Annotated in this window: 24 protein-coding genes, 4 tRNA genes and 5 pseudogenes; 15 read left to right on the forward strand and 18 right to left on the reverse strand. The window is 68.6% G+C overall.

What is annotated here, in order from left to right:
* Positions 1-30: 30 nt before the first annotated feature.
* Positions 31-1,266, reverse strand: coding sequence for an RNA-guided endonuclease TnpB family protein (locus tag SY89_RS13100; RefSeq protein ID WP_054584557.1), 1,236 nt, complete (start codon positions 1,264-1,266; stop codon positions 31-33).
* Between the two features lie 54 nt (positions 1,267-1,320).
* Between SY89_RS13100 and SY89_RS17380 the strand changes: the two genes are divergently transcribed.
* Positions 1,321-1,458 (forward strand): hypothetical protein, encoded by a 138-nt coding sequence (locus SY89_RS17380; protein ID WP_189319169.1) that lies wholly within the window; start codon positions 1,321-1,323, stop codon positions 1,456-1,458.
* Between the two features lie 174 nt (positions 1,459-1,632).
* Here SY89_RS17380 and SY89_RS13105 read toward each other — a convergent pair.
* From SY89_RS13105 to SY89_RS13140, 8 genes and pseudogenes are all read right to left on the reverse strand, one after another.
* Positions 1,633-1,717, reverse strand: a tRNA-Leu gene (locus SY89_RS13105).
* Positions 1,718-1,762: 45 nt separating this feature from the next.
* Positions 1,763-2,724: pseudogene (locus SY89_RS13110) on the reverse strand (succinylglutamate desuccinylase/aspartoacylase family protein).
* A gap of 42 nt (positions 2,725-2,766) precedes the next feature.
* A complete protein-coding gene (locus tag SY89_RS13115) occupies positions 2,767-3,420 on the reverse strand; it encodes a DUF7504 family protein (RefSeq protein WP_054584558.1) in 654 nt (217 codons plus the stop codon).
* A complete protein-coding gene (locus SY89_RS13120; protein WP_054584559.1) occupies positions 3,413-4,282 on the reverse strand; it encodes a GAF domain-containing protein in 870 nt (289 codons plus the stop codon). Before SY89_RS13120 ends, SY89_RS13115 begins: the two co-directional genes overlap by 8 nt.
* Before the next feature lie 40 nt (positions 4,283-4,322).
* Positions 4,323-4,862, reverse strand: a complete 540-nt coding sequence (locus SY89_RS13125) for a hypothetical protein (RefSeq protein WP_239685626.1) — start codon at positions 4,860-4,862, stop codon at positions 4,323-4,325.
* Positions 4,863-4,958: 96 nt separating this feature from the next.
* Positions 4,959-5,153 carry a hypothetical protein gene (locus SY89_RS13130; RefSeq protein ID WP_054584561.1) on the reverse strand — a complete coding sequence of 65 codons (195 nt, stop codon included), beginning with the start codon at positions 5,151-5,153 and terminating at the stop codon, positions 4,959-4,961.
* 108 nt (positions 5,154-5,261) lie between these two features.
* Positions 5,262-5,373: transfer RNA gene (locus tag SY89_RS13135), tRNA-Ile, on the reverse strand.
* Between the two features lie 160 nt (positions 5,374-5,533).
* Positions 5,534-5,606: transfer RNA gene (locus SY89_RS13140), tRNA-Asn, on the reverse strand.
* A 101-nt stretch (positions 5,607-5,707) separates the two neighbouring features.
* Here SY89_RS13140 and cca point away from each other — a divergent pair.
* A complete protein-coding gene (cca, locus tag SY89_RS13145) occupies positions 5,708-7,120 on the forward strand; it encodes a CCA tRNA nucleotidyltransferase (RefSeq protein ID WP_054584562.1) in 1,413 nt (470 codons plus the stop codon).
* Between the two features lie 21 nt (positions 7,121-7,141).
* Here cca and SY89_RS13150 read toward each other — a convergent pair whose 3' ends face one another.
* The 3 genes from SY89_RS13150 to SY89_RS13160 form a co-directional block, all read right to left on the reverse strand.
* The gene (locus SY89_RS13150) at positions 7,142-8,149 is read right to left on the reverse strand and encodes a histone deacetylase family protein (RefSeq protein WP_054584563.1); all 1,008 of its coding nucleotides are present in this window, start codon (positions 8,147-8,149) and stop codon (positions 7,142-7,144) included.
* Positions 8,149-8,580, reverse strand: coding sequence for a histone (locus tag SY89_RS13155; RefSeq protein ID WP_054584564.1), 432 nt, complete (start codon positions 8,578-8,580; stop codon positions 8,149-8,151). Before SY89_RS13155 ends, SY89_RS13150 begins: the two co-directional genes overlap by 1 nt.
* Positions 8,581-8,891: 311 nt before the next feature.
* Positions 8,892-8,964: transfer RNA gene (locus SY89_RS13160), tRNA-Arg, on the reverse strand.
* 123 nt (positions 8,965-9,087) lie between these two features.
* Here SY89_RS13160 and SY89_RS13165 point away from each other — a divergent pair.
* The 4 genes from SY89_RS13165 to radA all read left to right on the forward strand — a co-directional run bounded on the left by SY89_RS13165 (position 9,088) and on the right by radA (position 11,952).
* Complete coding sequence (locus tag SY89_RS13165; protein ID WP_054584565.1) at positions 9,088-9,573, forward strand: hypothetical protein; 486 nt, start codon at positions 9,088-9,090, stop codon at positions 9,571-9,573.
* Between the two features lie 100 nt (positions 9,574-9,673).
* Positions 9,674-10,345, forward strand: coding sequence for a PspA-associated protein PspAB (pspAB, locus tag SY89_RS13170; RefSeq protein ID WP_054584566.1), 672 nt, complete (start codon positions 9,674-9,676; stop codon positions 10,343-10,345).
* A gap of 2 nt (positions 10,346-10,347) precedes the next feature.
* Positions 10,348-10,746 (forward strand): hypothetical protein, encoded by a 399-nt coding sequence (locus tag SY89_RS13175; protein ID WP_144427224.1) that lies wholly within the window; start codon positions 10,348-10,350, stop codon positions 10,744-10,746.
* A gap of 174 nt (positions 10,747-10,920) precedes the next feature.
* Entirely contained in the window at positions 10,921-11,952 is a 1,032-nt protein-coding gene (gene radA / locus SY89_RS13180) for a DNA repair and recombination protein RadA (RefSeq protein ID WP_054584568.1), read from the forward strand.
* Positions 11,953-12,014: 62 nt separating this feature from the next.
* Here the strand turns inward: radA and SY89_RS13185 are convergent.
* Positions 12,015-12,235 (reverse strand): annotated as a pseudogene (locus SY89_RS13185) (DUF7561 family protein).
* Between the two features lie 109 nt (positions 12,236-12,344).
* Positions 12,345-12,518 (reverse strand): DUF5786 family protein, encoded by a 174-nt coding sequence (locus SY89_RS17385; protein WP_189319170.1) that lies wholly within the window; start codon positions 12,516-12,518, stop codon positions 12,345-12,347.
* Positions 12,519-12,672: 154 nt separating this feature from the next.
* Here SY89_RS17385 and SY89_RS13190 point away from each other — a divergent pair.
* From SY89_RS13190 to SY89_RS13200, 3 genes and pseudogenes are all read left to right on the forward strand, one after another.
* Positions 12,673-13,688 (forward strand): annotated as a pseudogene (locus tag SY89_RS13190) (DUF5784 family protein).
* Between the two features lie 45 nt (positions 13,689-13,733).
* Positions 13,734-14,557 (forward strand): annotated as a pseudogene (locus SY89_RS13195) (PHP domain-containing protein).
* Positions 14,558-14,654: 97 nt separating this feature from the next.
* The gene (locus SY89_RS13200) at positions 14,655-15,152 is read left to right on the forward strand and encodes a DedA family protein (RefSeq protein ID WP_054584730.1); all 498 of its coding nucleotides are present in this window, start codon (positions 14,655-14,657) and stop codon (positions 15,150-15,152) included.
* Between the two features lies 1 nt (position 15,153).
* On the opposite strand, the gene SY89_RS17390 is transcribed toward SY89_RS13200, so the two are convergent.
* A complete protein-coding gene (locus SY89_RS17390; protein ID WP_189319171.1) occupies positions 15,154-15,318 on the reverse strand; it encodes a DUF6757 family protein in 165 nt (54 codons plus the stop codon).
* Between the two features lie 90 nt (positions 15,319-15,408).
* Between SY89_RS17390 and hemB the strand changes: the two genes are divergently transcribed.
* Complete coding sequence (hemB, locus tag SY89_RS13205) at positions 15,409-16,413, forward strand: porphobilinogen synthase (protein WP_054584569.1); 1,005 nt, start codon at positions 15,409-15,411, stop codon at positions 16,411-16,413.
* Between the two features lie 235 nt (positions 16,414-16,648).
* A complete protein-coding gene (locus tag SY89_RS13210; protein ID WP_054584570.1) occupies positions 16,649-17,056 on the forward strand; it encodes a universal stress protein in 408 nt (135 codons plus the stop codon).
* Here the strand turns inward: SY89_RS13210 and SY89_RS13215 are convergent.
* Complete coding sequence (locus SY89_RS13215; RefSeq protein ID WP_054584731.1) at positions 17,035-17,598, reverse strand: GNAT family N-acetyltransferase; 564 nt, start codon at positions 17,596-17,598, stop codon at positions 17,035-17,037. The genes SY89_RS13210 and SY89_RS13215 overlap by 22 nt on opposite strands.
* A 2-nt stretch (positions 17,599-17,600) precedes the next feature.
* Complete coding sequence (locus SY89_RS13220; RefSeq protein WP_054584571.1) at positions 17,601-17,969, reverse strand: universal stress protein; 369 nt, start codon at positions 17,967-17,969, stop codon at positions 17,601-17,603.
* An 87-nt stretch (positions 17,970-18,056) separates the two neighbouring features.
* On the opposite strand from SY89_RS13220, the gene SY89_RS13225 reads away from it, so the two are divergent.
* Positions 18,057-18,731: a DUF5806 family protein gene (locus tag SY89_RS13225; RefSeq protein WP_054584572.1), complete on the forward strand. Its 675-nt coding sequence runs from the start codon at positions 18,057-18,059 to the stop codon at positions 18,729-18,731.
* Between the two features lie 21 nt (positions 18,732-18,752).
* Here SY89_RS13225 and SY89_RS13230 read toward each other — a convergent pair.
* A pseudogene (locus tag SY89_RS13230) lies at positions 18,753-19,854 on the reverse strand (aminopeptidase).
* Between the two features lie 127 nt (positions 19,855-19,981).
* On the opposite strand from SY89_RS13230, the gene SY89_RS13235 reads away from it, so the two are divergent.
* From SY89_RS13235 to gnd, 3 genes are read left to right on the forward strand one after another with little or no spacing between them, the layout of a single operon-like run.
* Entirely contained in the window at positions 19,982-21,061 is a 1,080-nt protein-coding gene (locus SY89_RS13235) for an amidohydrolase family protein (protein WP_054584573.1), read from the forward strand.
* On the forward strand, positions 20,968-21,420 hold the full coding sequence (locus SY89_RS19125) for an amidohydrolase family protein (protein ID WP_275575418.1): 453 nt from the start codon (positions 20,968-20,970) through the stop codon (positions 21,418-21,420). Before SY89_RS13235 ends, SY89_RS19125 begins: the two co-directional genes overlap by 94 nt.
* Positions 21,393-22,376: a phosphogluconate dehydrogenase (NAD(+)-dependent, decarboxylating) gene (gnd, locus tag SY89_RS13245; RefSeq protein WP_275575419.1), complete on the forward strand. Its 984-nt coding sequence runs from the start codon at positions 21,393-21,395 to the stop codon at positions 22,374-22,376. Before SY89_RS19125 ends, gnd begins: the two co-directional genes overlap by 28 nt.
* The last annotated feature ends 9 nt before the right edge of the window (positions 22,377-22,385 follow it).

Below are 22,385 nucleotides of genomic sequence, written 5' to 3' on the forward strand. Positions count from 1 at the left end.
CCCTACGAGGGGAATCCAACTTGGCAGGTTTCAGTCCGAGTAGGCCGCGAGCCTCATCTGTGAGAGTTTCTCGCTCGTCTCGCGGTGGACTGTGGCGCTGTCACAGGCGCTCCCGTCCCGAGGCGAGTCATCGCGTCCGGGTTCCCAACGGACGCTCTCTCCCCACGGGTTAGCGCGGCGGGCGATATTCGCCGCCGCGTTGATGTCTGCTTGGAACTCCGAAACGTGGCAGTCATCGTGCGGACACACGAACTCCGCTTGCTCATCCCGCCGACCGAGACGGCCGCAAGCGTGGCACGTCTGCGAGGTGTACGCCGCGTTGACGTACTCGACGCGAATCCCTACCTCAGTCGCTTTGTCTTCGATGCGACCCTGCAAGCGGGCGAATGCCCAGTTGTGGAGGCGGCGATTCATCCACTTTCCGTAGTCGAGATGCTCGCGGATGTACGACAAGTCTTCGAGGACGATAACCGCGTCCTCGAACTGTCGGGCATATTCGACGGCCTCCCGAGACGCCTTCTCGACAATATCTGTCAGGGCGTTCTGGTAGTGGTCGAATCGTTCGTCAATCCGCCACTGGGCGGCGTCACGCTCTTGCAGTCGCTTGAGCGTGGTATGCATCTCTTTGCGAAGGTGTCGCGCTCGACTGCCGCTGACGAGCATCGGCTTCCGTGGTACGTCGCGTTTGAGGGCACAGCCCGTGATCAACGCGCTCTCGCCGACGTCGAAGCCGATGTACGTCGGATCGTCCGACTCGGTCGGTTCTTCGACCGAGTATTCGACGGTGACGTGCAACTCCCACGACGTGCGGTGTCGCTGAAGGCGTAGTTCGCCCGCCGTCGCGTCGCCGTCAAGCAGATCGAACCAGAGTGATTCCTGTTCGGGATTGATCTGAAGCGGAATCCAGAAGTTCGTCCCGCGACCGGGTTGCGGAACCTGCCAGACGAAGCCGTGGTCGCGCTCCGCCGAGTGGTCGAATGTGGCCGCTCGATTGACGAGCCGAGCTGGATGCTCGTCGTCCAACTCCTCGGCGTTGTACGTATCCCGAAGCTTCGGGACGTAGGACTTGAGTGCGTCCTTGGCCTGATACGGCAGATCGTAGGGCGTCACGATGTCGTTGACGGCAGACATCGTGTTCGCCCCCGCGTCGAATGCGTCGTGGAGTGCGTCGCGGTAGGTGTCCAAGAGCCGCTGTAGGCGTTGCTCTTTGCCCGTGGTGGGCGTTGCGAGCGTGGCTTGTAGCGTCTTCGTCACCGTCTCGGACACACTACCCAACAGGCGACCGACACACGTAAACGTAACGTTGGTGTAACACCATGCATGAAGTATGTCAAGATAGAGTTCGAGGACGAATCACAGTACGAGAGTCTGAAAGAGACGAAGAAGCGCCACGGTCTGACGTGGAAAGGAATGCTACTTCACGCACAGAGGGATTTGGATTCCGACAGTGCCGATTGAGCGGTGGAAAGCATAGTCAAGTGACGCGATTCCCCACCCGGCCTAAAGGCCGGGGTCCCTCGCTGATTAAAGATGGGGGAGGGATTCGAACCACGGCCGGACGTGCTCGCTGCGCGCGACCTCCCTGCTTCGAATCCCTCGATACGCGTCGCTCCTCACTTCGTTCGGAGCCGATGCGAGGGGAGGGATTCGAACCCACGGACCCCTACGGGAGCGGGTCTTAAGCCCGCCGCCTTTGTCCTGACTCGGCCACCCTCGCGCGTCCGGCAGTTCCCCGCAGCGCCGGAAGTCGGTTTCGGTCCAGCTACTCCTCCAGCAGCAGCGCGACCCCGACCAGGTTCGAGCCGGCGGTCACCGTCGCCTCCCGCTCGAGGGAGTAGACGATCCCCTCGCGGTCGACGGTCACCTCCTGCAGCACTTCGTAGCTCGTCGGGTCGTAGAGGGTGCCGACGTAGTCGCCCGGTTCGACGTAGTCGCCGAGTTCGACCGGGCCGTCGACGTGGAACAGCCCCGAATCGACGGCCTTCACCCGGCCGAGGTGGTTGCGCGCGATCGTCGCGTTCGTCGGCGCGGGCTCGCCCGGCAGCATGTCGAGATGCCGGAGCGTGTCGAGCATCCCGGCGAGGCCGGCGTCGATGGCGTCCTCGACGAGTTCGGTGTTGTGGGCGAGCTCGGGCGTGATCGTCGGGATCCCCTCCTGGGTGGCCGCGACGCGGAGCTTGCCGCCGAAGTCGCGATCCGCCCACTCCGCGTCGGCGTCCTCGCCGGCGGCCTCCGCGAGTAGCAGATCGATCCCGAACGCCTCCGCGAGCGCGCGACACTCCGCATCACCTTTCAGGTAGACCGTGTGGGGCAGCATCTCCAGCCCCCGGTGTGGAGATCGACGATCGCGTCGGCGTCGCCGGCGTACTCCCAGAGCGTCGCCGCCATGCGCTCGTGGAGCGTGCCGTCCTCGTCGCCGGGCCAGCAGCGGTTCATGTTCGCGTTCACCGAGTCCAGCGGCTCCGGCGCGGTGTAGGAGACGCGGTCGAACGTGATCGGATCGGCGACGGGGACGGCGATCAGCGTGCCCGAGAAGTCGTCCTGGCGCGCGAGGAGTTCGGCGTGGAGCCGCCGGAGCACCTCGCTCCCGTTGATCTCGCGGCCGTGCTGGGCCGCCTGCACGTACACCGTCGGGCCGTCGCCGTCGCCGTACGTGTGGACTGTCGTCTCCAGTTCGACACCCGAGGGGAGTCGGGCCAACGTGATGCGCTCCGCGTCGTGCATGGCCGACCCAACGGGCGCAGGGGTCTTTGCACCACCGACTGGCTACTCCCACCCCAGGTCGAACGCCTGCCACTTCCGCGACTGACTCGGGAGGCCGCGCGCCCGGAGCTCCGGCCCGTCCTCGCCCTCGCGGACGTCGATGCGGCCGGCACAGAACTGCGAGAGCGTGCTGATCGTCGCGTCGTCGTGGATCGCCGGATCGATCAGCAGCACGCCCAGCCCGTCGAGCGCGTCGATGCGGCCGACGAGGGTGTGGACGAACCGCGAGACCGTCTTGAGGTCGCCGAACGAGAGCAGCGTCGACAGCGAGAACAGCCCCGTTCTGATGCGGTCGATCCCGGAGCGCGCGAACTTCCGGTGCACGTCCGAGTAGCGCATGCCGATCCCCGTGAGGTCCGAGGGGCCCGAAACGGGTAGGACCTGCGCCGGTACGTCGGCGTCCTCGCCGCCGACGCAGTCGAGGATTGCGCTGTTGTCGGCCGCGAGTCGGAGCCCCGCGCGCTCGCAGTCGGCAGCGATGCGCTGGGAGCGTCGATTGGTGGTGACGAGGATCGCCCCCTCCCCGTCCCGACCGGCGAGCAGTCTGAGGCCGAGTTCACGCGTTCCCGCGTGGCTCGGCCCCGCGAGGAGCACGGTCGTGCCGGGGCGGATGGCGTCGAGCGGGATGCGCTCGAACGCGTACCGGTCGTCACTCATCGGCCACCTCGCGCAGCCGGCGCCGGAGCGTCAGTTGCTCCATCGCCTCGTCGCCGAGCAGGGAGAGAAGCTCCCGGTCTCGGGCCGAGAACTCCCGCGGTTCGTCGTCGTACACGCAGAACGTCCCGATGGCCTCGCCCGAGGGCGTTTCGACCGGCGCGCTGGCGTAGAACCGGATGTCCACTGCCTGTAACCCCTCGTTATCCCTGAACCGGCGATCGTCCAGCACGTCCTCGATCACGGTCACGTCGCCGTCGAGGATCGCGTACGTACAGATGGTGTCCTCCCGGTCCATCGGCTCGAACGAGACGCCGGTGCAGGCGAGAAAGCGCTGTTCGTGGGTGTCGATCAGGCCGACCGCGGCGGCCTTGACGCCGAACAGTTCGGCCGCGAGTTCAGTCAGTCGGTCGAACGACGCCCCGAGGTCGTCGGGGTTGGCCGCGTACTGCTCCAGCGCGGCGAGGCGGGCGTCTTCGTTCTCCGGGAGCGGATACGCCGTCTGGCTCCGGAACGCGACGGCGTGGTTCAGCAGGTCGACCACCTCCGACCGCGCCTCCGGCGCGTCTTTCGGGACGTACTCGACCACGAGGTCGCCGAACGCCGCTGTGTCGATCTCCGCGATCGGCACGTCGGTGAACAGGACACAGGGCGTGTCGGGGACGGCTTCGCGCACGTCGGCCACGAGCTCCAACCCGGTCCCGTCCGGGAGCGATTGTTCGGTGACGAGCCCCTCGAGATCGTCGTCGAAACGCTCCCGCGCGGCGCCCGCCGTCGCCGCCTCCGCGACGGCGAACCCGGCATCCCGCAGCGTCTCGGCCGTCGCCTCCCGCGAGGCGGCGTCCGAATCCACACAGAGTAGCATACGCTGCCTTCCCACGGCGGGGTTAGGAAACTGACGGCCCTCAGCTGGGCGTCCGCTCGGCGATGTCGACCATGATCTCGTCCAGCGCGCGGAGCAGGTCACGCTCCCGCGGGCCGTCGGCCCACGTCCGGCCGTACGTCGACGTGCGGTTGTCGAACGTCACGCCGACCAGCATGTCCGGGTCGGGGTTGCTGTCGGCGACCCCCTCGTTATCGAACGTCCCCTGAAACGCCTCGCTCGCCTCCCAGTCGAGCCACGTCGGCTCGGCGTCGTCACCCAACAGCGCGATCTTGCGGTCCGCGGCCAGCCAGTTGGCGGCCTGTTGGGCGTCGACATCGGTGTCGCCGGGGAGGAGCAGCAGGTCGGCGTTGTTCGTCGCGCTCACGGTCGGGACCTCCTCGTGGAGCGTGAGGTCGACGTCGTCGGCGACGTAGGTGGGCGTCTGGTGAAGTTCGTCGAAGGTGAGCTCCTCGGTGGTGTCGCCAGTGCCTGGGAGGGCCGAACAGCCGGCCACAGCGGTCGTTATTGCGGCACCTGTGGCGGCGACGAACTGTCGTCGGTGGAGGGCGTTCTGTCGCACAGGTGGGCGTTGCGGCCGGGGCGGTAAAGAAGTCACTCAGAGACAAAGAACCGTTTGAGTGTGTGGGTCGCTCCCGCGCGGGATCACCGACCGGCGTCAGCCGTCGAACTCGTCGACGAGCTCGTGGACCTCCTTCTCGAGCACGTATCGCACGGCAGCGGCCTCGTCACCCCCGTAGGCCCGGTACGCGGCGAGCAAATCGCGCACGAGCTTGCTCGCGTTCTCCCGAGTGGCGAGCCACTCGTCCAGTTCGGGGTCGAGACTGACGTTCCGTCGGACCTTTCGGGCCATACCAGAACGTCCGGCTCGAGGCGGATATACGGCCGCTACACACCCATACACATGGAGGCTCGGAAGAAAGGTGCCGGTGAATCGAGTCGACGTCACTCTCGAGGTTGATGGGCCCTGGCGGATTTGAACCACCGATCGCCCGGTGTCCCACAGTGCCGACACGTGTGTCGGCTTGCTGATATGAGCCGGGTGCTCTGAGACCAGACTAAGCTAAGGGCCCTGGTTTTCGAATCGAACCGCGAACCGCTTTAGGCTATCGATCGGTCACAAACTACTCTTCAGGAGGAGCGCCTCGAGCGGTGATTCCCCGGGTTGGATCATTCGACTCCCGATGTGACAAAAGGATCTACCCGGAGCAGACGTTTCTCCAAAAGGATCGACGCCGTCGCCAGGGCTCGAACCTGGGACAACCACGTTAACAGCGTGGTGCTCTACCAGCTGAGCTACGACGGCTCATTCCCACGTACCGCGGTTTCACTCATATGGGTTTCGTTTCACCGCGACGCCGCGGGCCGACCGACACGGTTTCCCCGCGGCCCGGAATACGCTCGCGCATGACCGACGACGCCCTCGACGCCCTGCTCGACCGCGTGAGCGAGCGCGTCACGCCCGACGCCGACGAGCGCGAGCGTCTGCGCGCCGTCGCCGCGGAGCTGACCGCGCGCGCCGAGGCCACCATCGACGACCTGCCCGTCGACGCCGACGTGACCCAGGTGGGCTCCAGTGCCCGCTCGACGTGGCTCGCCGGCGACCGGGACATCGACCTGTTCGTCCGCTTCCCCACGTCGCTCGATCGCGCGGCGCTGGAACGGTACGGCCTCGAGGTGGGCCACGCCGTCCTCCCCGACGGCCACGAAGAGTACGCCGAACATCCCTACGTCAAGGGGGTGTACGACGGGTTCGACGTGGATCTGGTGCCGTGCTACGCCGTCGACTCCGCACGGGAGATCCGCTCCGCGGTCGACCGGACGCCGTTCCACGACGCCTACCTCCAGGCGCGATACACCCCCGAACTCGCCGCGGGTGCCCGCCTCCTGAAGCGCTTCATGAAGGGCGTCGGCGTCTACGGGAGCGACCTCCGGACCGAGGGGTTCTCGGGCTACCTCGTGGAGCTCCTGATCCTGGAGCACGGCGGCTTCGTCCCGCTGGTCGAGGCCGCCGCCGAGTGGCGCCCGCCCGTTCGGTTCGACCCGCGAGGGGACGGCGGGCCCGCCGAGATCCCGCCGAGCGAGGCCGACGCCGCCGAGTTCGACGACCAGCTGGTGGTGATCGACCCGACCGACCCGGACCGCAACGTCGCCGCCGTGCTCTCGGCGGCCAACCTCGCACGGTTCCAGCACTACTGCCGCGAGCTCCTCGACGATCCGCGGGAGTCGCTGTTCTTCCCGGCGCCGACCGACCCGATCGACGGCGCAGGCGTGCGCGAGCACCTCGACCGTCGCGGGAGCCACGCGGTCGCGGTGGCGTTCGACACGCCCGACGTGGTCGAGGATCAGCTCTACCCCCAGCTCCGCCGCTCGCTCGGCGGCGTCACGGACGAACTCGACCGACGCGGGTTCGACACCCTGCGGGCGACGACGGTCGCCGACGGCGTCGGCGAGGACGAGACCGGTCGGTCGGTGCTGTTCGTGGAGACCGCCGTCGACGAACGCCCCGCGGTCGAACGGCACGAGGGCCCGCCCGTCCACGTGGGCGAGCACGCCGCCTCGTTCTACGACGCCTACGCCGACGATCCGTCCGTGTACGGCCCGTTCGTCGACGCCGATCGCTACGTGGTCGAACGCGAACGCGACTACCGCACGCCGGAAGCGTTCCTCCGGAGCGACGCGCTGTTCGACGTGGCGCTGGGGACCCACGTCGAGACGGCCTTGGAGCGGGAGTACGCGGTGCTCGTCGGCGACGAGGTTACGTCGCTGGCCGAGCGATTCGGCGAGGAACTGCGGGCGTACTTCGAGCCCGAAGTCTGAATCGGTTCGCGCGCGCCGGGCTCAGAGGTCGTGGATCTCGCGGACCTCGTCGACCAGCGTCACGACCTCGTCGGCCGGCTCGCCGTCCTCGGGGATCGGATCGCGGCCGTCGAACGTCTCGTGGACGACCGCGACGCTCTCGGAGAGGGTGTCGAGGCCGTAGCCGCCCTCGAGGACGAACGCCAGCGCGGCGTCGAGCTCGTCGGACAGCTCCCGGACCGCGTCGGTGAACTGGGCGTACCCCTCGGTGGAGACGCGCATCCGCGAGATCGGGTCGTGGCGGTGGGCGTCGAACCCCGCGGAGACCAGCACCAGATCGGGATCGAACCGCCTGAACGCGGGGGCGATGGCTCGCTCGAACACGTGTCGGTACTCCGCGTCGCCACAGCCGGCCGAGAGCGGCACGTTGAGCGTCGCGCCCTCGCCCGCTCCCTCGCCGATCTCCTCGACCGCGCCCGTACCGGGGTAGAGCCCCTCCTCGTGGGTCGAGGCGTAGAACACGTCCGGATCGTCGACACAGATTTCCTGGATCCCGTTGCCGTGGTGGACGTCCCAGTCCCAGATCGCCACGCGGTCGACCGAATCGTGGGCGTCGATGGCCGCCCGTGCGGCGATGGCGGCGTTGTTGAAGAAGCAGAACCCCATCGCCTCGTCGGACTCGGCGTGGTGGCCCGGCGGCCGACCGATCGCGAACGGGGTGTCGCGGCCGTCGGCGCCGTCGAGCGCCGTCTCGGCGGCCCAGATCGCCAGTCCCGCGGACTTGCGCGCCACGTCGTAGGTGTCCTCGCCGGCGACGGTGTCCGGGTCCCACTCGCCGCCGCCGTCCGCGCAGAACGACTCGACCTCGTCGACGTACTCGGCGTCGTGGGCGCGTTCGATCGCCTCGCGGTCGGCGGCGGGCGCATCGACGTACTCGACGCAGTGGCGGTCCTTCAGCGTCTCGCGGATCGCCCGCAGGCGGTCGGGCGACTCGGGGTGTCGGGGGCCGGTGTCGTGATCGAGACAGCGCTCGGAGTAGCCGAACTGCATTACTCGAACAGGGCGAAGTACGTCTCGATGTCCTCGGCCTGTACGGTTCGGCGGTCGGCGTGGCGGGCGAGTTTCGCGGCCGCGCGGGCGACGTTGTCGGCGTAGTCCTCGAGGATGTCCGCCAGCGCGATCCGAGCCTCCATCGACACCCGGTAGCGGTCGTCGATGCGCAGGCGGGCGATGCGGTCGACGGGGGCGACCGGGAGGTCGACGGCGTCGCGGTCGACGACCTGTCCGACGCCGAAGTCCGCGGCCATGAGGGTCTTCCGGCCGTCCTCCGTGGCCTCCTCGGCCGCTTCGATGGCGAGTTCGGCGCCGCGGTCCTGGATGCGCGCCGCCAGTTCCTCGGCCGCGTCGGCGCTGACGCGGAGTCCGTCCGCGTTGCGACGGATGATCGCGTCGACGGGGGCGAACGGCAGCTCGACGGTCATACCGATACGCCGGGCGTAGCGCGTAAAACGCTTCCCCTCCGCTCTCAGGGCGTCACAGGGAGTGTGCGTCGACGGCGACGGCCCAGTCGCTACGGGCGCGGGCTGTGTCGCGAACAACGCCCGGACGGAGTCCACGCGAACGAAGTGGGCGTGGGCACGTCCGGTCGTGACTGAACGAAGTGAAGGAACGTCCGGACGGAGATTTGAACGCGAGAGACTCGCTTCGCTCGTCTCTCTGGCTCAAATCTCCGCGACAGCCGTCTACACAGCGCCGCCGACTCGCTACGCTCGTCGGGTGGCGCTGTGAAGAACGTCCGGACGGAGATTTGAACTCCGGTCCCTGGCTCCGCAAGCCAAGAGGATAGTCCACTACCCTATCCGGACTCATTTCCACAAACGCCCGACCTGCATAAGTCGGTTCCGGTTCCCGAACGGCGTGGGGAAAAGGAACAAAGCACGTTTTGTCCATACGGCGACCTTATGCAACCAGCCCCCGTCTGTAGCGCTATGGAGCGCAGAACGTTCCTCACGGGCGCCGCCGGGGCGCTCACGATGATCGCCGGCTGTGTTGGGTCGAACCCGGAGACGCCCGACGACGGTCCCGCGGCAAGCGAGACGCCGACGGCGACGCCAGCGTCGCCGACGATCACCGCCCGGTCGCTCGAACCGCGGCAGGACTGTGAGGAGCCTGGGAGCGCCACGATCGCCGCCGCCGGAGCCACCGTCACCGTCGACGGCTGTATCGTCGGCAAGAACGGCTGTATGGTCGCGTCGCTGGTGTCGGCCACCTACGATGCCGACGCGGACGAACTCGCGGTGCGCGTGGCGACCCGGGACGAGTCCGACGAGGACGAGGCGTGCACCCAACAGCTCGTCAACCGCGGCTACACCGTCACCGTCGAGTTCGACGGCGGGCTCCCTGGGACGACGACGGTCACCCACGACGGCGTGGACGGCGAGCAGCAGGTCGCCCAGTCCGAGACCGGCGGGTGACCGATCACGGCGCGCGGGCGGCAGTGCCCGTGGGGCGCTGCGAGAAGCTAGCTGACCGTGGGTGACGAGCAAACTAAACGCCGGGGGACCAACGGTCGCTATGGGCATTCTCGACTCGCTGAAGTCCGCACTCGGCGTGCGCGCGGAGGCGGACGCCTCCAGCGCGGCCGATCCCGAGGCGCTGTTCGGCATGAGCACCGCCTACGTCACGATGGAGGCCGAACTCGGCTACCGGTCGGCCGGCGCGGCAGCGCTCTGTTTCTCCCGGGTCGACAGCACCGCCTTCGCCGACGCCGTCGACGAGGTCGAGACGATCCTCCGGGCCGGCGAGGCGGAGACTGGCACCGAGTTCCGCCGCCACGAGGACGACCACGGCTACCACTGGGTGATCCTCGCCGACGACGATCCGGAGGACCTCGTGACCAGCGTTCACTTCGCCGCCGACGAGTTCGTAGAACAGGGGTTCGGCTCCCGCCTGCTAGCTGCCGTCTTCGGCTTCGAGAACGCCGACGCCGAGGCCGCCGAAGCTGGCGGCAAGCGGGGCGAGTGCGGCGCGAGCGCCACCCGTGCCAGCACCGAGCGGGCCTACTGGATCTACTCGTTCCGCCGTGGCGCCTACTACCCATTCTGCCCGAGCGGCGACCACGACCGCAACACCAAAGCGGAGTTCAAACTCCGCTCGGTGCTGGACGGGGAACTCGACATCGAGGACGACGAGTCCCACTGGTACCCACTCTGGCCCGACTCGCCCGGTGGCCACCCCTGGACGTGACGATGCCCAACAGTCCCACAATGTACGATCACTACCAGCAGACTGAGGGGGAGGCCACCGGCACCGTCTTCCGCGTCGTCGGCATCGGTGGGGTCGACGGGCGAGCCGCAGCCGCCGAGGGTGCGCAGTCCGACAAAGCCGCCGAGGTGACGCTGCTCCGACTCACGGACGGAACCGGGAACCGCGAGGCGACCGGTGAACTCCGACACGTCAGTCGGGAGCGACTCGACCGCGCGTTCACGCCCGCGAGCGATCCGAGCCCGCGGTTCGAACTGCCCGACTACCTCGCCGGCCTGTTGCTTCTGGCCGGTGTCGCCCTCGCGGTCCACCCCGCCGGCGACCGCCTCGGGGGCGCAATACTGGCGGTTGGCGGGGCCTACCTGCTCTGGCGTCGTCACTGAGCCTGTCGCCCCCGCAACGATCTCGACAGCCCAATCGGCGTCGTCCCGTCGACGCCGCGTCATCCGGTTTTAACCTTCTCACGGAGTCGCGTACTCGGCGCCTACTGGGCGGCTATTTCACTTTCACTCTACTGTTAACGAGGGTTTATCCCGGGGGACGCACAACCCAGGTGTATGGCAGAAGACGACCTCGAAAGTCTCCCCGGCGTCGGTCCCGCAACCGCAGACAAGCTCACGGACGCTGGGTTCGACAGCTTCCAGAGTATCGCCGTCGCGAGCCCCGGCGAGCTGTCCAACTCCGCGGACGTGGGCGACTCCACGGCGGCCGACGTGATCAACGCCGCCCGGGAGGCCGCCGACGTCGGCGGCTTCGAGACGGGCGCGACCGTGCTCGAACGCCGCGAGCGTATCGGGAAGCTCTCCTGGCAGATGGACGAGGTAGACGACCTGCTCGGTGGCGGGATGGAGACCCAGTCCATCACCGAGGTGTACGGCGAGTTCGGGACCGGGAAGTCCCAGGTCACCCACCAGATGTCCGTCAACGTCCAGCTCTCGAAGGAGAACGGCGGCCTCGACGGCGGCGCGATCTTCATCGACACCGAGGACACGTTCCGGCCCGAGCGGATCGACGACATGATCCGGGGCCTCGACGACGAGATCATCGCCGAAGAACTCGAGCGCCGCGAGATCGAGGGTGAGCCAGGCGACGAGGAGGCGATGGAACAGCTGCTCGAGTCGTTCCTCGACAACATCCACGTCGCGAAGGCGTTCAACGCCAACCACCAGATGCTGCTGGCCGAGAAGGCCCTTGAACTCGCAAAAGAGCACGAGGAGGCCGACTGGCCGGTCCGCCTGCTCTGTGTCGACTCGTTGACCGCCCACTTCCGCGCGGAGTACGTGGGTCGTGGCGAACTCGCCGAGCGCCAGCAGAAGCTCAACAAACATCTCCACGAGCTCGACAAGGTCGGCAACCTCCACAACGTCGCCGTCCTCGTCACGAACCAGGTCGCCTCCAACCCCGACTCCTACTTCGGCGACCCGACCCAGCCCATCGGCGGGAACATTCTGGGCCACAAGTCCACGTTCCGCATCTACCTCCGCAAGTCGAAGGGTGACAAGCGGATCGTCCGGCTGGTCGACGCGCCCAACCTCGCCGACGGCGAGGCGGTCATGCGTGTCCAGGACGGCGGCCTGAAGCCCGAGTAAGGCGTCGTTTCGGTTTCTCCCGGGTCCCCACTTCCCCGGTTCCCGTATCCCCCGTTCCCCACTCACTCCTCAGCCCGAGTCGCGAGCGCGGCGACGTCCTCGGGCGTCGCGTCGCGATCGTCGGGCAGTCGTTCGATACAGTCGAAACAGAGGAAGAACTCCGAGCCGTCGGCGAGTTCGAGATCCATCCCCTCCGTCGACCCCCCTCGAACGTCCAGAAGTCGCCGATGCCCCCGCCGATCCGGGTCCGTCGGTTGCAGCCGTCACAGCGCTGAGTGGCCATCGACGACGCTTCGGGCGCGAGTCGGTTAGGCGCTCCGGCGAGGGTCGCCGCCGTGAACGACGGCACCGCAGCTGGGCGGGTGGGGCTGCCGGAGGAGAGCGATCGCGGATCAGTCCTGTTTGATCTCTTCGAACTGATCGAGTAGTGCCTCCGTCGAGTCCCCGGAGTCGTAGCTGACGGTCCCACTGAACGTCTCTGGGGCCTCCGCGAACTCGGCATCCGCCTGGGAGGTCAGTTGTTCGCGGCGTTCGTGTTCACCTTCGTCATAGGCACCGAATGACATGGTAACTAGTCACTTTGTGGTTGCCTTGCATATACGTATCGGTTAGTTTCAGCCCCAGTCCACGTAGGTACCAGACGCTACGGGCTTGCTAGTTACCCGGATGGACCCCAGCGTCGCTCGAAAACTGTAAACCCCCGGCCCGCCGAGAGAACGTGTGGCAAAGCCGCTTCGGTTCCGATACGCCCCCGGTTCGTGGTCCGAGGCGCGCGTTCGTAACGAACTCTTGCAGCCGCTGCAGGCCAACATCGGGGCTGCGATGCGCGATCCGTGGTATCAGTCACCGGCCGGGTTCGACGCCGTCCGGTTCGAGATGGACAACGGCGACGTGGCGCTGTTCTGTTGGGACGACGAGGCCGGCTACTGGCTGGGCAACACCGAGACGCCCTCGGCGCTCTGGCGTACCAACAAACACGGGTTCGACGAAGTCGCCTACCCGATCCGGCGTTGGGCCGAACGGGAGCTGCTCGCCCAGCTGATCGAGGAGTCGCCGTGGCTCGAGGCGTACCCCCACGTCTCGTGGTTCTTCCTCCCGGTCTTCCTCTCGAAGGACGGCCGGCACACCACCCGGGAGTTCTTCCGGGACCACGCCGCCGGCTTCCCCGACGCCGACCGGGACGACGTGCTCTCGTTCTACGAGGAGCTGCTCTCGACGGGCGCGCTCGACCCTTACCGCGAGACGATGGCGGGGAAGCTCGGCACCTCCGAGACGCTGGACCTCACCCGGATGTCGGCGACGATGGGCGAGTTCAACGCCGCCTACCTCCTCCTCGAGGCGGGCTACGACGTGACCCCGAGGCGGCGGTGACGACGGGCCACTCCATCGACTATCGCGCCACCGGCGACGGCGACGAGGAGGCGTCGCTGGTCGAAGTGACCCGGCCCCTGCCGCCGAAACACCGCTCGGCGGGCTCGCCGATCACCGCGATCCGGGAGACGGCGGAGACGAAATCCTCGGGCCAGCTCGAGGAGCACGGCGGCGGCGTGACGCTGTTCGTCGACTGCTCCTCGTTCCCCGACGACGACTGGCTGGCCATCGCCGGCGAGCGCCCGGAAGTGCGCCACCGGCCGGCGGTCGTGTTCCGCCTCCGCCCCTCCGGCCACGTCGAGGCCTACCGGAAAGGCGGGCTCCCGCTGAAACTGGGCGACGCGGTCGAGTGGATCGACGGCTGAGTCGGCATCGCAAGCGGTTTCTCCCGGCGCCGGCACGTTCCGGCAATGACCGTCGTCGCGGACCTCCACACACACACCACCGTCTCCGACGGGACGTTCTCGCTGGACGCGCTGGTCGAGACCGCCCGGAAGGAAGGGCTCGACGCCGTCGCCGTCACCGACCACGACCGCTACCACCCCGAGCTCTCGGTCCCCGTCGAGCGCCGCGGGGGCTGCTCGTCGTGCGAGGGATCGAACTCCGCGTCGAGACGCCGACGGAACGCGTCGACCTGCTGGGCTACGGCCTCGAACCCACCGACGCGCTGACCGCGGAGGTCGAGCGCCTCCAACAGGACCGCATCGACCGCGGGCGCCGGATCGTCGAGCGAGTCGAAGGCCGACTCGGCGTCGATCTCGGGATCGAACCCCGCGCCGGGCTCGGCCGGCCACACATCGCCCGCGCGGTGGTGGAGAGCAACGCCGACTACGACACCGTCAGCGCCGTCTTCGACGACCTGATCGGCGAGGGCCGGCCGTGTTTCGTCGCCCGGACCGTTCCCGACTTCGAGACGGGCCGGGAGCTGCTCGAGGACGCCTGTGCGTTCGTCGGGCTCGCACACCCGCTTCGGTACGACGACCCCGCAGCCGCGCTGGAACTGGCCGCCGACCTCGACGCCGTCGAGCGCTACTACCCCTACGACCGGCCGGTCTCGCCGACCGACGCCGGCGCGCTCGACCCGCGACCGGTCGAGGCCGCCATCGTCGAGTACGACCTGCTGGCAACCGGCGGCACGGACGCTCACGAGACCGAACTGGCCGTCGACGGCCTCCCGCAGGCGGCGTGGGAGCGCGTGCGCCAACGCCTCCCCGAAGCGGTCGAACTCGCCTGACTGTGCGGTCGCTGAAGCCAGGTCCCGGCAGGGAGAGAAACTGATTTATCCGCGACTCCGGTAGCGCCGGGGCGTGAACGAGGGGATCGTCGCCGAGATGCCGGCGTGGCTCCAGTCGCTGTTGCACTCCGACTGGGCGCTGGTGGTGCTCTTCGGCGTGTTCGTGCTCGAGGGCGCGATGCTGATGTACTTCGTCCCCAGCGAACTCATCGTACCGGGGTCGCTCGCGCTGTTGGGACACAGCCTCGAGACGCTCCTGCCGGTGCTGGGCGTCGCCGTCCTCGGTGCGACTGTCGGCCAGCTCGCGCTATTTTTCGTCGCCGAACGCGCCGGCCGGGAGTACCTGCTGCAGAAGCGGTGGTTCCGCGTGAGCGAGGACGCACTCACCCGGTTCGACGGCTGGTTCGACCGCTGGGGCGCCCCCGCCGTCGCCGGTAGCAACGCGATGCTGTTCACTCGGGGGATGCTGACGGTGCCGGCGGGGCTGGCGAAGATGGACCCGAAACGGTTCGTCGCGCTGTCGGCACTCGGGACGCTGGTGTTCGAGTCGGCACTCGCTGGGTTGTACGTCTTCGGCGTCGACCTGCTCTGGTAGCTTACTCCGTGCGGTCGATCTCGGTCCGCTCGCGCAGCGCTTGCAGTCGCTCGTCGTCGGCTAACTCCTCGACGCGCTCCTGGAAGTGCTGCTCACAGAGGCCGACTTTGACGCCGTCCGTCTCTGCGGCGTAGACGGCGTCGTCCTCGCAGTAGTGGCACTTCATACACCAAAATATGCGCCCCAATCGGTTAAGAACGCGGGTAGCGGCCGGGCGGAGCGACGCGGTTTTGGCCGCGGAGGCTCTGGTGCCGGCATGAACCACACCCCCCGTCCCGGCCGCGACGACGCCCGGCGGCCCCGCCGCCTGCGGGCCGACGGCGTCCGCTCGCTCGTCGCCGAGACCAACCTCTCGGCGTCGGATCTGATCGCCCCCGTGTTCGTCGACGCGACGACCGACGAGCGCGTCCCGATCGAGACGATGCCCGGCCACGAGCGCGTCCCCGTCGACGACGCCGTCGCCCGCGTCGAGGAAGTGCTCGCGACGGGCGTCGAGGCGGTGATACTGTTCGGTGTCCCGGAGTTCAAGGACGGCCGCGGCACCCGCGCCTACGCTGAGAACGGCGTCGTCCAGCGCGCAGTCCGGCAGATCACCGAGGAGACCGACGCCTACGTGATCACCGACGTGTGTCTCTGTGAGTACACCGAACACGGCCACTGCGGTATCGTCGAACCCGGCGCCGACGAGGACCCCCACCTCACCGTCGAGAACGACGAGAGCGTCGAGTTGCTCGCGGAGATTGCGGTCTCCCACGCCGAGGCCGGCGCGGACATGGTCGCGCCCTCGGCCAGCCTCGACGGCATGGTCGGCGCCATCCGTGACGGACTGGACGAGGCCGGCTTCCGGAACCTGCCGATCATGTCCTACGCCGCCAAGTACGAGTCGGCGTTCTACGGCCCGTTCCGGGACGCCGCCGACGGCGCCCCCGCCTTCGGCGACCGCCGGCACTACCAGATGGACCCCGCCAACGCCCGAGAAGCCCGCCGGGAGGTCGAACTGGACGTGGAGGAGGGGGCGGACGTGCTGATGGTCAAGCCCGCGCTCCCGTACCTCGACGTGGTCGCGGACGTGCGCAGGGAGCACGACCACCCCGTCGCGGCGTACAACGTCTCCGGGGAGTACGCGATGCTGCACGCCGCCGCCGAGAAGGGCTGGCTCGACCTCGAGGCGGTCGCTCACGAGTCGCTGCTGTCGATCAAGCGCGCCGGCGCGGACCTGATCCTCACCTACTTCGCGGAGGACGTGGCCCGATCGCTCTGAGCGGGCGTCGACGCCCCTGTTGGCTCACGGCTCACTCCGTTCCCCGTTCGCTTCCGAGGTGGTTTGCCACCGCTCCCGTCGGTCGCGGTGTTTTCCACTCGCCCCTGTTGGCTCACGGCTCACTCCGTTCCCCGTTCGCTTCCGAGGTGGTTTACCACCGCTCCCGTCGGTCGCGGTGTTTTCCCACCTCGCTTCCGACGGAAACGGTTTTGCATCGGCGCCCTGACTCTCACCCATGGATCCGTACGACCTCGTGCTCGTCGCCGTCGACGGGAGTGAGGAATCCACTCGCGCCGTCGAGTACGCCGTGGCCGTCGCCGACGCCTACGACGCCGCGGTGCACGTCGCCTACGTGCTCGGTGAGGACGTCGCGGAGAACTACGAGGACGAGGGGTACGCCGACACCGCCGAGGAGATCGCCGCCGAGCGCGGCGTCGAGATCGACACCAGCACGGTCTCGGGGTTCTCGAAGAGTCGCCTCTCCCAACACCCCGGCAGCGTCGTCCTCGACACCGCCGAGGAGCGCGGCGCGGACTTCATCGTCCTCCCCCGGGAGCCACAGACCGGTACGCGGGCGGCAGTGCTCGAGAAAACGGCGGAGTACGTGCTCTGCTACGCCAGTCAGCCCGTGCTCTCGGTCTGATCGTCGAGCCGGATCGCCATCTCCAACTCGAAGCTCTCGGCGTCGGTCGTCTCGAACCCGATCTTCTCGTACAGCCCCACGGCCGCCCGGTTCCAGCGCTCGACAGTCAGCCAGACCTGCGTGATCCCCTGCTCGGCGCCGTAGCCGAGCGCCGTCTCGATCAGCGCCGTCCCGATGCCGGCGCCCTGGTGTGACTGCAGCACGAAGATCGCGAGTTCGTACGGCGACTCCGTGCCGTTTTCGGGCACGAGCGTCACGTGGCCGACCACGTCGTCGCCGTCCCAGGCGAACACGTTGAAGCAGTCCTCGTCGAGGATGCGATCGAGCCAGCCACGGAGCTTCGAGGGGCGACTCGGCGGGATCCCCTGTGCCCGATCGGCAGGGTCGAACGCCTCGTACATCGCTTGGAGCGCCTCCCGCTCCGCGTCGCTCCCGTCGTACACCCGGAGCTCGATCGTCCGGCCCTCGGCGTCCTCGACGGTCCGAGGCGGCGACGGGAAGCCGTCGGTGTGGTCGTCGGGGTAGCGCTCTGGTCCGGTCATGTTCACCGGACTAGCTTGACGCTCGTGTGGGCGTTCAACAGGACGAACTCCGCGATACTGCCCACGTTTATCTTCCCCATCGGGCTGGTCTGTCCGCCGCCCAGCGCGATCTCGTCGAACCCCTCGCGCTCGGCCATGTCGACCAGTTCGCTCCCCGGGTCGCCCTCGACCTGTCGGATCTCCGCGTCGACGCCGGCGGCGTCGAGCTCCTCGCGTGTCCGCTCGGCGATCTCCTCGCGCGAGCGGGGCGACCGCGGGTTCTCGACGATCGCGACGGTGAGGTCGTCGCCCACCTCGGCCGTCCGGGCGACCACCTGTTCCAGCGCCCGTATGGAGTCGTCGCTTCCGCCGATCCCCAGCAGCACCTTCATGAGCGGCCGCACGACCGCTCGGCTGATAAACCCCGCGGGCCGGCGCCGGTGAACAACCCTATGTCCGTGGGTGTGTCAGGTGGGTGCATGAGCGACGATCCGACGCCGACGGGGGCGGAGACCGACCACGAGGCCGCGGACGGCGAGGCGCCGACCGACGACGCCGACGCCGCCGAAAACGGCGCTGGCACCGCCGATCAGGGGGGCGATCGTCCCGAATCCAGCGCCGTCGACGACGTCCCCGAGGACGTGCAGGCGTACGAGCGCTTCACCAAGATGGACCGCGCGGACTACGACCGCGTCAACGAGTTCCTCCGCGAGCGAACCTACATCACCGCCCGCGAGTGGGCGATCGCCCGCCTCTGTGCGGACTTCCGGACCGAGACGGGCGTCGAGATGACCAAGATCGGCGAGAACCTCCCGCGGTTGGTGCCGTTCATGACCGACACGTACAGCCCGCAGGCCGTGAACCAGGCGCGCGCCTCCTTCGAGGAGAAGGTCACGAAAGCCGGCGCAACGTTTCTCTACGGCGCGATGTCGGGCTTTTACACCGCCGAGGAGCTCGACGACACGATGTACGAGGTGACCGAGATCGCGAAGTTCCTGCTGGAAGTCGAGGGCGTCGACCTCTCCGTCGAGGAGGAACTCGACGCCGAAGACGAGATCTCGCGGGTGATGCGCGAAGTGCGGGAGGCCTCCGCCCAGGTGCGCGGTGAGGAGGTCAAGTGTCCCGAATGCGGGCACGTCCACGAGACGGAGTAATCCCGAAACGACGATCTATCGCTACTCCTCGAACCCGTCTTCCCACCGGAACGTCCCGTTGCGCTGCACGACCTCGCCGTCGATCTCCATCCGCGAGTCCTCGCTCATGTCCGTGATCATGTCGACGTGGACCGCGGAGTCGTTGGCCTCGTCCTCGTGACCGTCGGGGAAGTTCGACTCGTAGGCGCGGCCGAGCGCGAGGTGGACCGTGTCGCCCATCTTCTCGTCGAACAGGATGCTGTCGGTGAACTGGTCGATGCCGCGGTTCATCCCGATACCGAGCTCGCCCAGTCGCTTCGCGCCGGCGTCGGTGTCGAGCACCTCCGCGATCGCGTCCTCGTTCTGCTCGGCGGAGAAGTCGACGACAGCGCCGTCCTCGAAGGTGAGGTGGACGTTCCGCACGCGCTGGCTGTTGATCGTCATCGGCACGTCGAAGAACACCTCGCCCTCGGTCGCGTGGGGGCGGTGAACACCTCGCCGGAGGGGAGGTTGTGGGAGTCGTAGACGACGCTGGCGGCGGAGTTGACCGCCGTCCGGTCCTCGATGGACATCGTGAGGTTGGTGTCCGCCTTCACGATGCGGACCTCGCTCCCCTCGTCGAGCAGTTCCTTCATCCGGGCCATCTCGTCGGCGAGCGTCTCCCAGTCGCGCAGGACGGCGTCGTAGACGAACTCCTGGTACGCCTCGTAGCTCATACCCGCCTGCTGAGCCAGCGCGCGCGTCGGGTGGACCGTCGACACCCAGTCGGTGTCCATCCGCGCCTCGCGGATCCCCTCCCGTGATCGCTTTTTCGCCGACGCTTCCCCGCCGGAACGTCGGCGCTCGCGGTCGTGTTGCGCCCGCCACCCAGGCGGAGCATCGCGTCGGCGTGCTCGTACAGCGCGCGCTCGAACTCCGGGCTCTCGTCGAACTCGCCGCTGTGGGCCAGCGTGTGCGCGCGGTCGACCTCGTCGGCGTCGTACAGCGTCACCACGTTGGCGTCGCGCTTCCCCAACTCCTCAGCGACCGCGACGGCGAGGTCGTGGGCGCCCTCCGAGACGGAGAGCACTACGTCGTCGCCCGCCTCGATCCGGGCGCTCCAGTCGACGAGCGTCCTCGCGTGTTCGCGGATACGGTCATCCATGTCCGAGGCGTGGGTGTGGCCCGGCAAAATACCCGCGGGATGGCCGCCGAGAACACCCCGTCCGGGACTACCCACCACCCAGTCGCGGCGGGGGAAGATTGAGGAGTCGACCGCGCGAACGCCGTCCATGGCTCAAACCGTCCTCGTCGGGGGCACCGTCGTGCCCGTCGACGCCGACCGGCGCGTGCTCGATCCCGGCGCCGTCGCCGTCGATGGCGACACCATCGTCGCCGTCGGCCCGCGCGAACAGGTGCTCGCCGACCACCCCGACGCCGAGCGCATCGATCTGGCCGACCACGTCCTGCTCCCGGGGCTGGTCGACAGCCACGGCCACGCCGGCCACAGCCTCACGAAGAACCTCGTCGACGGCGCCGGCGACGACTGGCTCGACCTCGTGAAGGAGATCTACTTCGAGGGGTCGGACGCCGAGTTCTGGCGGGCCGAGAGCCGGCTCGCCGCGCTCGAACGGCTCCGTGCCGGCGTGACGACCTCGCTGTCGTACGTCGGCTCGATGCCCCGCGTCGACGACCCGAAGTTCGCAACTGCGGCGGCGACGGGCTACCGCGAGTTCGGCCTGCGCCACGTCGTCGCCGTCGGGCCGCCGGACGGCCTCCCGGTCCACGCGACGGATCCGGACACCGGAACGGAGACGACGATCGACCTCGATCGCGCGATGGCGACGACCGAGGCCGTCGTCGACGAGCTCGACGGCGCCGAGAACGGCCGGCTCTCGGTCACGGTCGCCCCGTCCTCGCTCGTGCCCGAGACGGACGAGAACGGGGCGGCGACCGCGGCGAGCGTCGAGCAGCTCCGCGCGGTGCGCGACCTCGCGACGGCGAAGGACCTGCCGATCCACGCCCACGCCTACGAGGGAGAAGTGGCCGCAGCCGCCGACGCCGAGCCGGAGATCCTGACCGATCGCCTCTCGCTCGCCCACTGCGCGGGGATCAGCAGCGAGGAGGTGACGCTCATGGCCGAGAACGGCGTCGCCGCCTCACACGGCCCGCTCACGCACGCCTACGCGTGGGACCGCTTCCCCGTCGTCGAGGCGATGGAGCAGGGGTCACCGTCGCCGTCTCCACGGACGGCAGCGCGCCCGATCGGTCGTTCGACCTGCTCTCACAGGGCCGCATCGCGGCACAGCTCCAGCGCGCGCACCACGGCGACACGAGCCTGCTCCCGGCCGGGCGCGTGCTGGAGTCGATGACCGTCGACGCCGCCGCGGCGCTCGGGCTGGCCGACGAGGTGGGCTCGCTCGCGCCCGGCACGCGCGCGGACGTGATCGCGATCGACCGGCGCGCCGCGAAGCTCGGCCCGCACCTCGACGCGGAGCAGGCGGTGCCGCGAGTCGTCCACTACGCCGACGGGGGCGACGTGTCGTTCGTGATGGCCGACGGCGCGGTCCGACTGCGCGACGGCGAGGTGGTCGCCCCCGAGGCGCCGCCGATCGAGACCGTGCTCGACGACGCCGCGGCGGCCGCGGAAACCGCCCTCGACCGCGTCGACGCCGCGGACGCGCTGGCGCCACATCCGGATCTCTGGGGCGCGGTCCGGTACGGCGAGTAGCCACCCCCGGCCACGGAACCGCAACGGCTACCCGTACTTCGCTCACACTGACGGGCATGCAACTGGGCGTCATCGGACTCGGCCGGATGGGACAGATCGTCGTCGACCGGTGCCTCGACGCGGGCCACGACGTGGTCGCGTTCGACCTGAGCGCGGAGGCGACCGCCGAGGCCGCGGAGGCGGGCGCGACCCCGGCGGACAGCGTCGACGACCTCTGTGACCGACTCGGGACGGAGAAGCGCATCTGGCTGATGGTGCCGGCGGGCGACCCCGTCGACGCCACGCTCGACGACCTCGAACCCCACCTCGGCGCGGACGACGTGGTCGTCGACGGCGGCAACTCCCACTTCGAAGCGTCGGTCCGCCGCGCGGAGTCGACCGACGCCGCCTACCTCGACTGTGGCACCTCCGGCGGCCCCGCCGGCGCCCACCTCGGCTTCTCGCTGATGATCGGCGGCCCCGAGTGGGCCTACGAGGCGATGGTCCCCGTCTTCGACGCCGTCGCCACCGGCAACGCGGGCCACGACCGGATGGGCGCGGCCGGGTCGGGCCACTACGTGAAGATGGTCCACAACGGCGTCGAGTACGCGCTGATGCAGGCGTACGGCGAGGGGTTCGAACTGCTCGCGAACGGCCGGTACGACCTGGACCTGGAGTCGGTCGCCAACACGTGGAACAACGGCGCCGTCATCCGCTCGTGGCTGCTCGAACTCTGTGAGGAGGCGTTCCGCGAGGAAGGGAACGACCTCGGCGACGTGGCCGACCACGTGGCCGGCGGCTCGACGGGGACGTGGACGGTACAGGAGGCGCTGGAGCAGGAAGTGCCGGTGCCGCTGATCTACCAGGCGCTCGCCGAGCGGTTCGGCTCACGAGCGCCCGAAGACGGGCGGTTCGCCCGGCGACTCGCGAACCGCCTGCGCTACGGGTTCGGCCGCCACGAGATCGAGCGGCAGTAGCTCGCCGGC

This window comes from Halolamina pelagica, assembly GCF_001307315.1.
In the GTDB taxonomy this organism is placed as follows: domain Archaea; phylum Halobacteriota; class Halobacteria; order Halobacteriales; family Haloferacaceae; genus Halolamina; species Halolamina pelagica_B.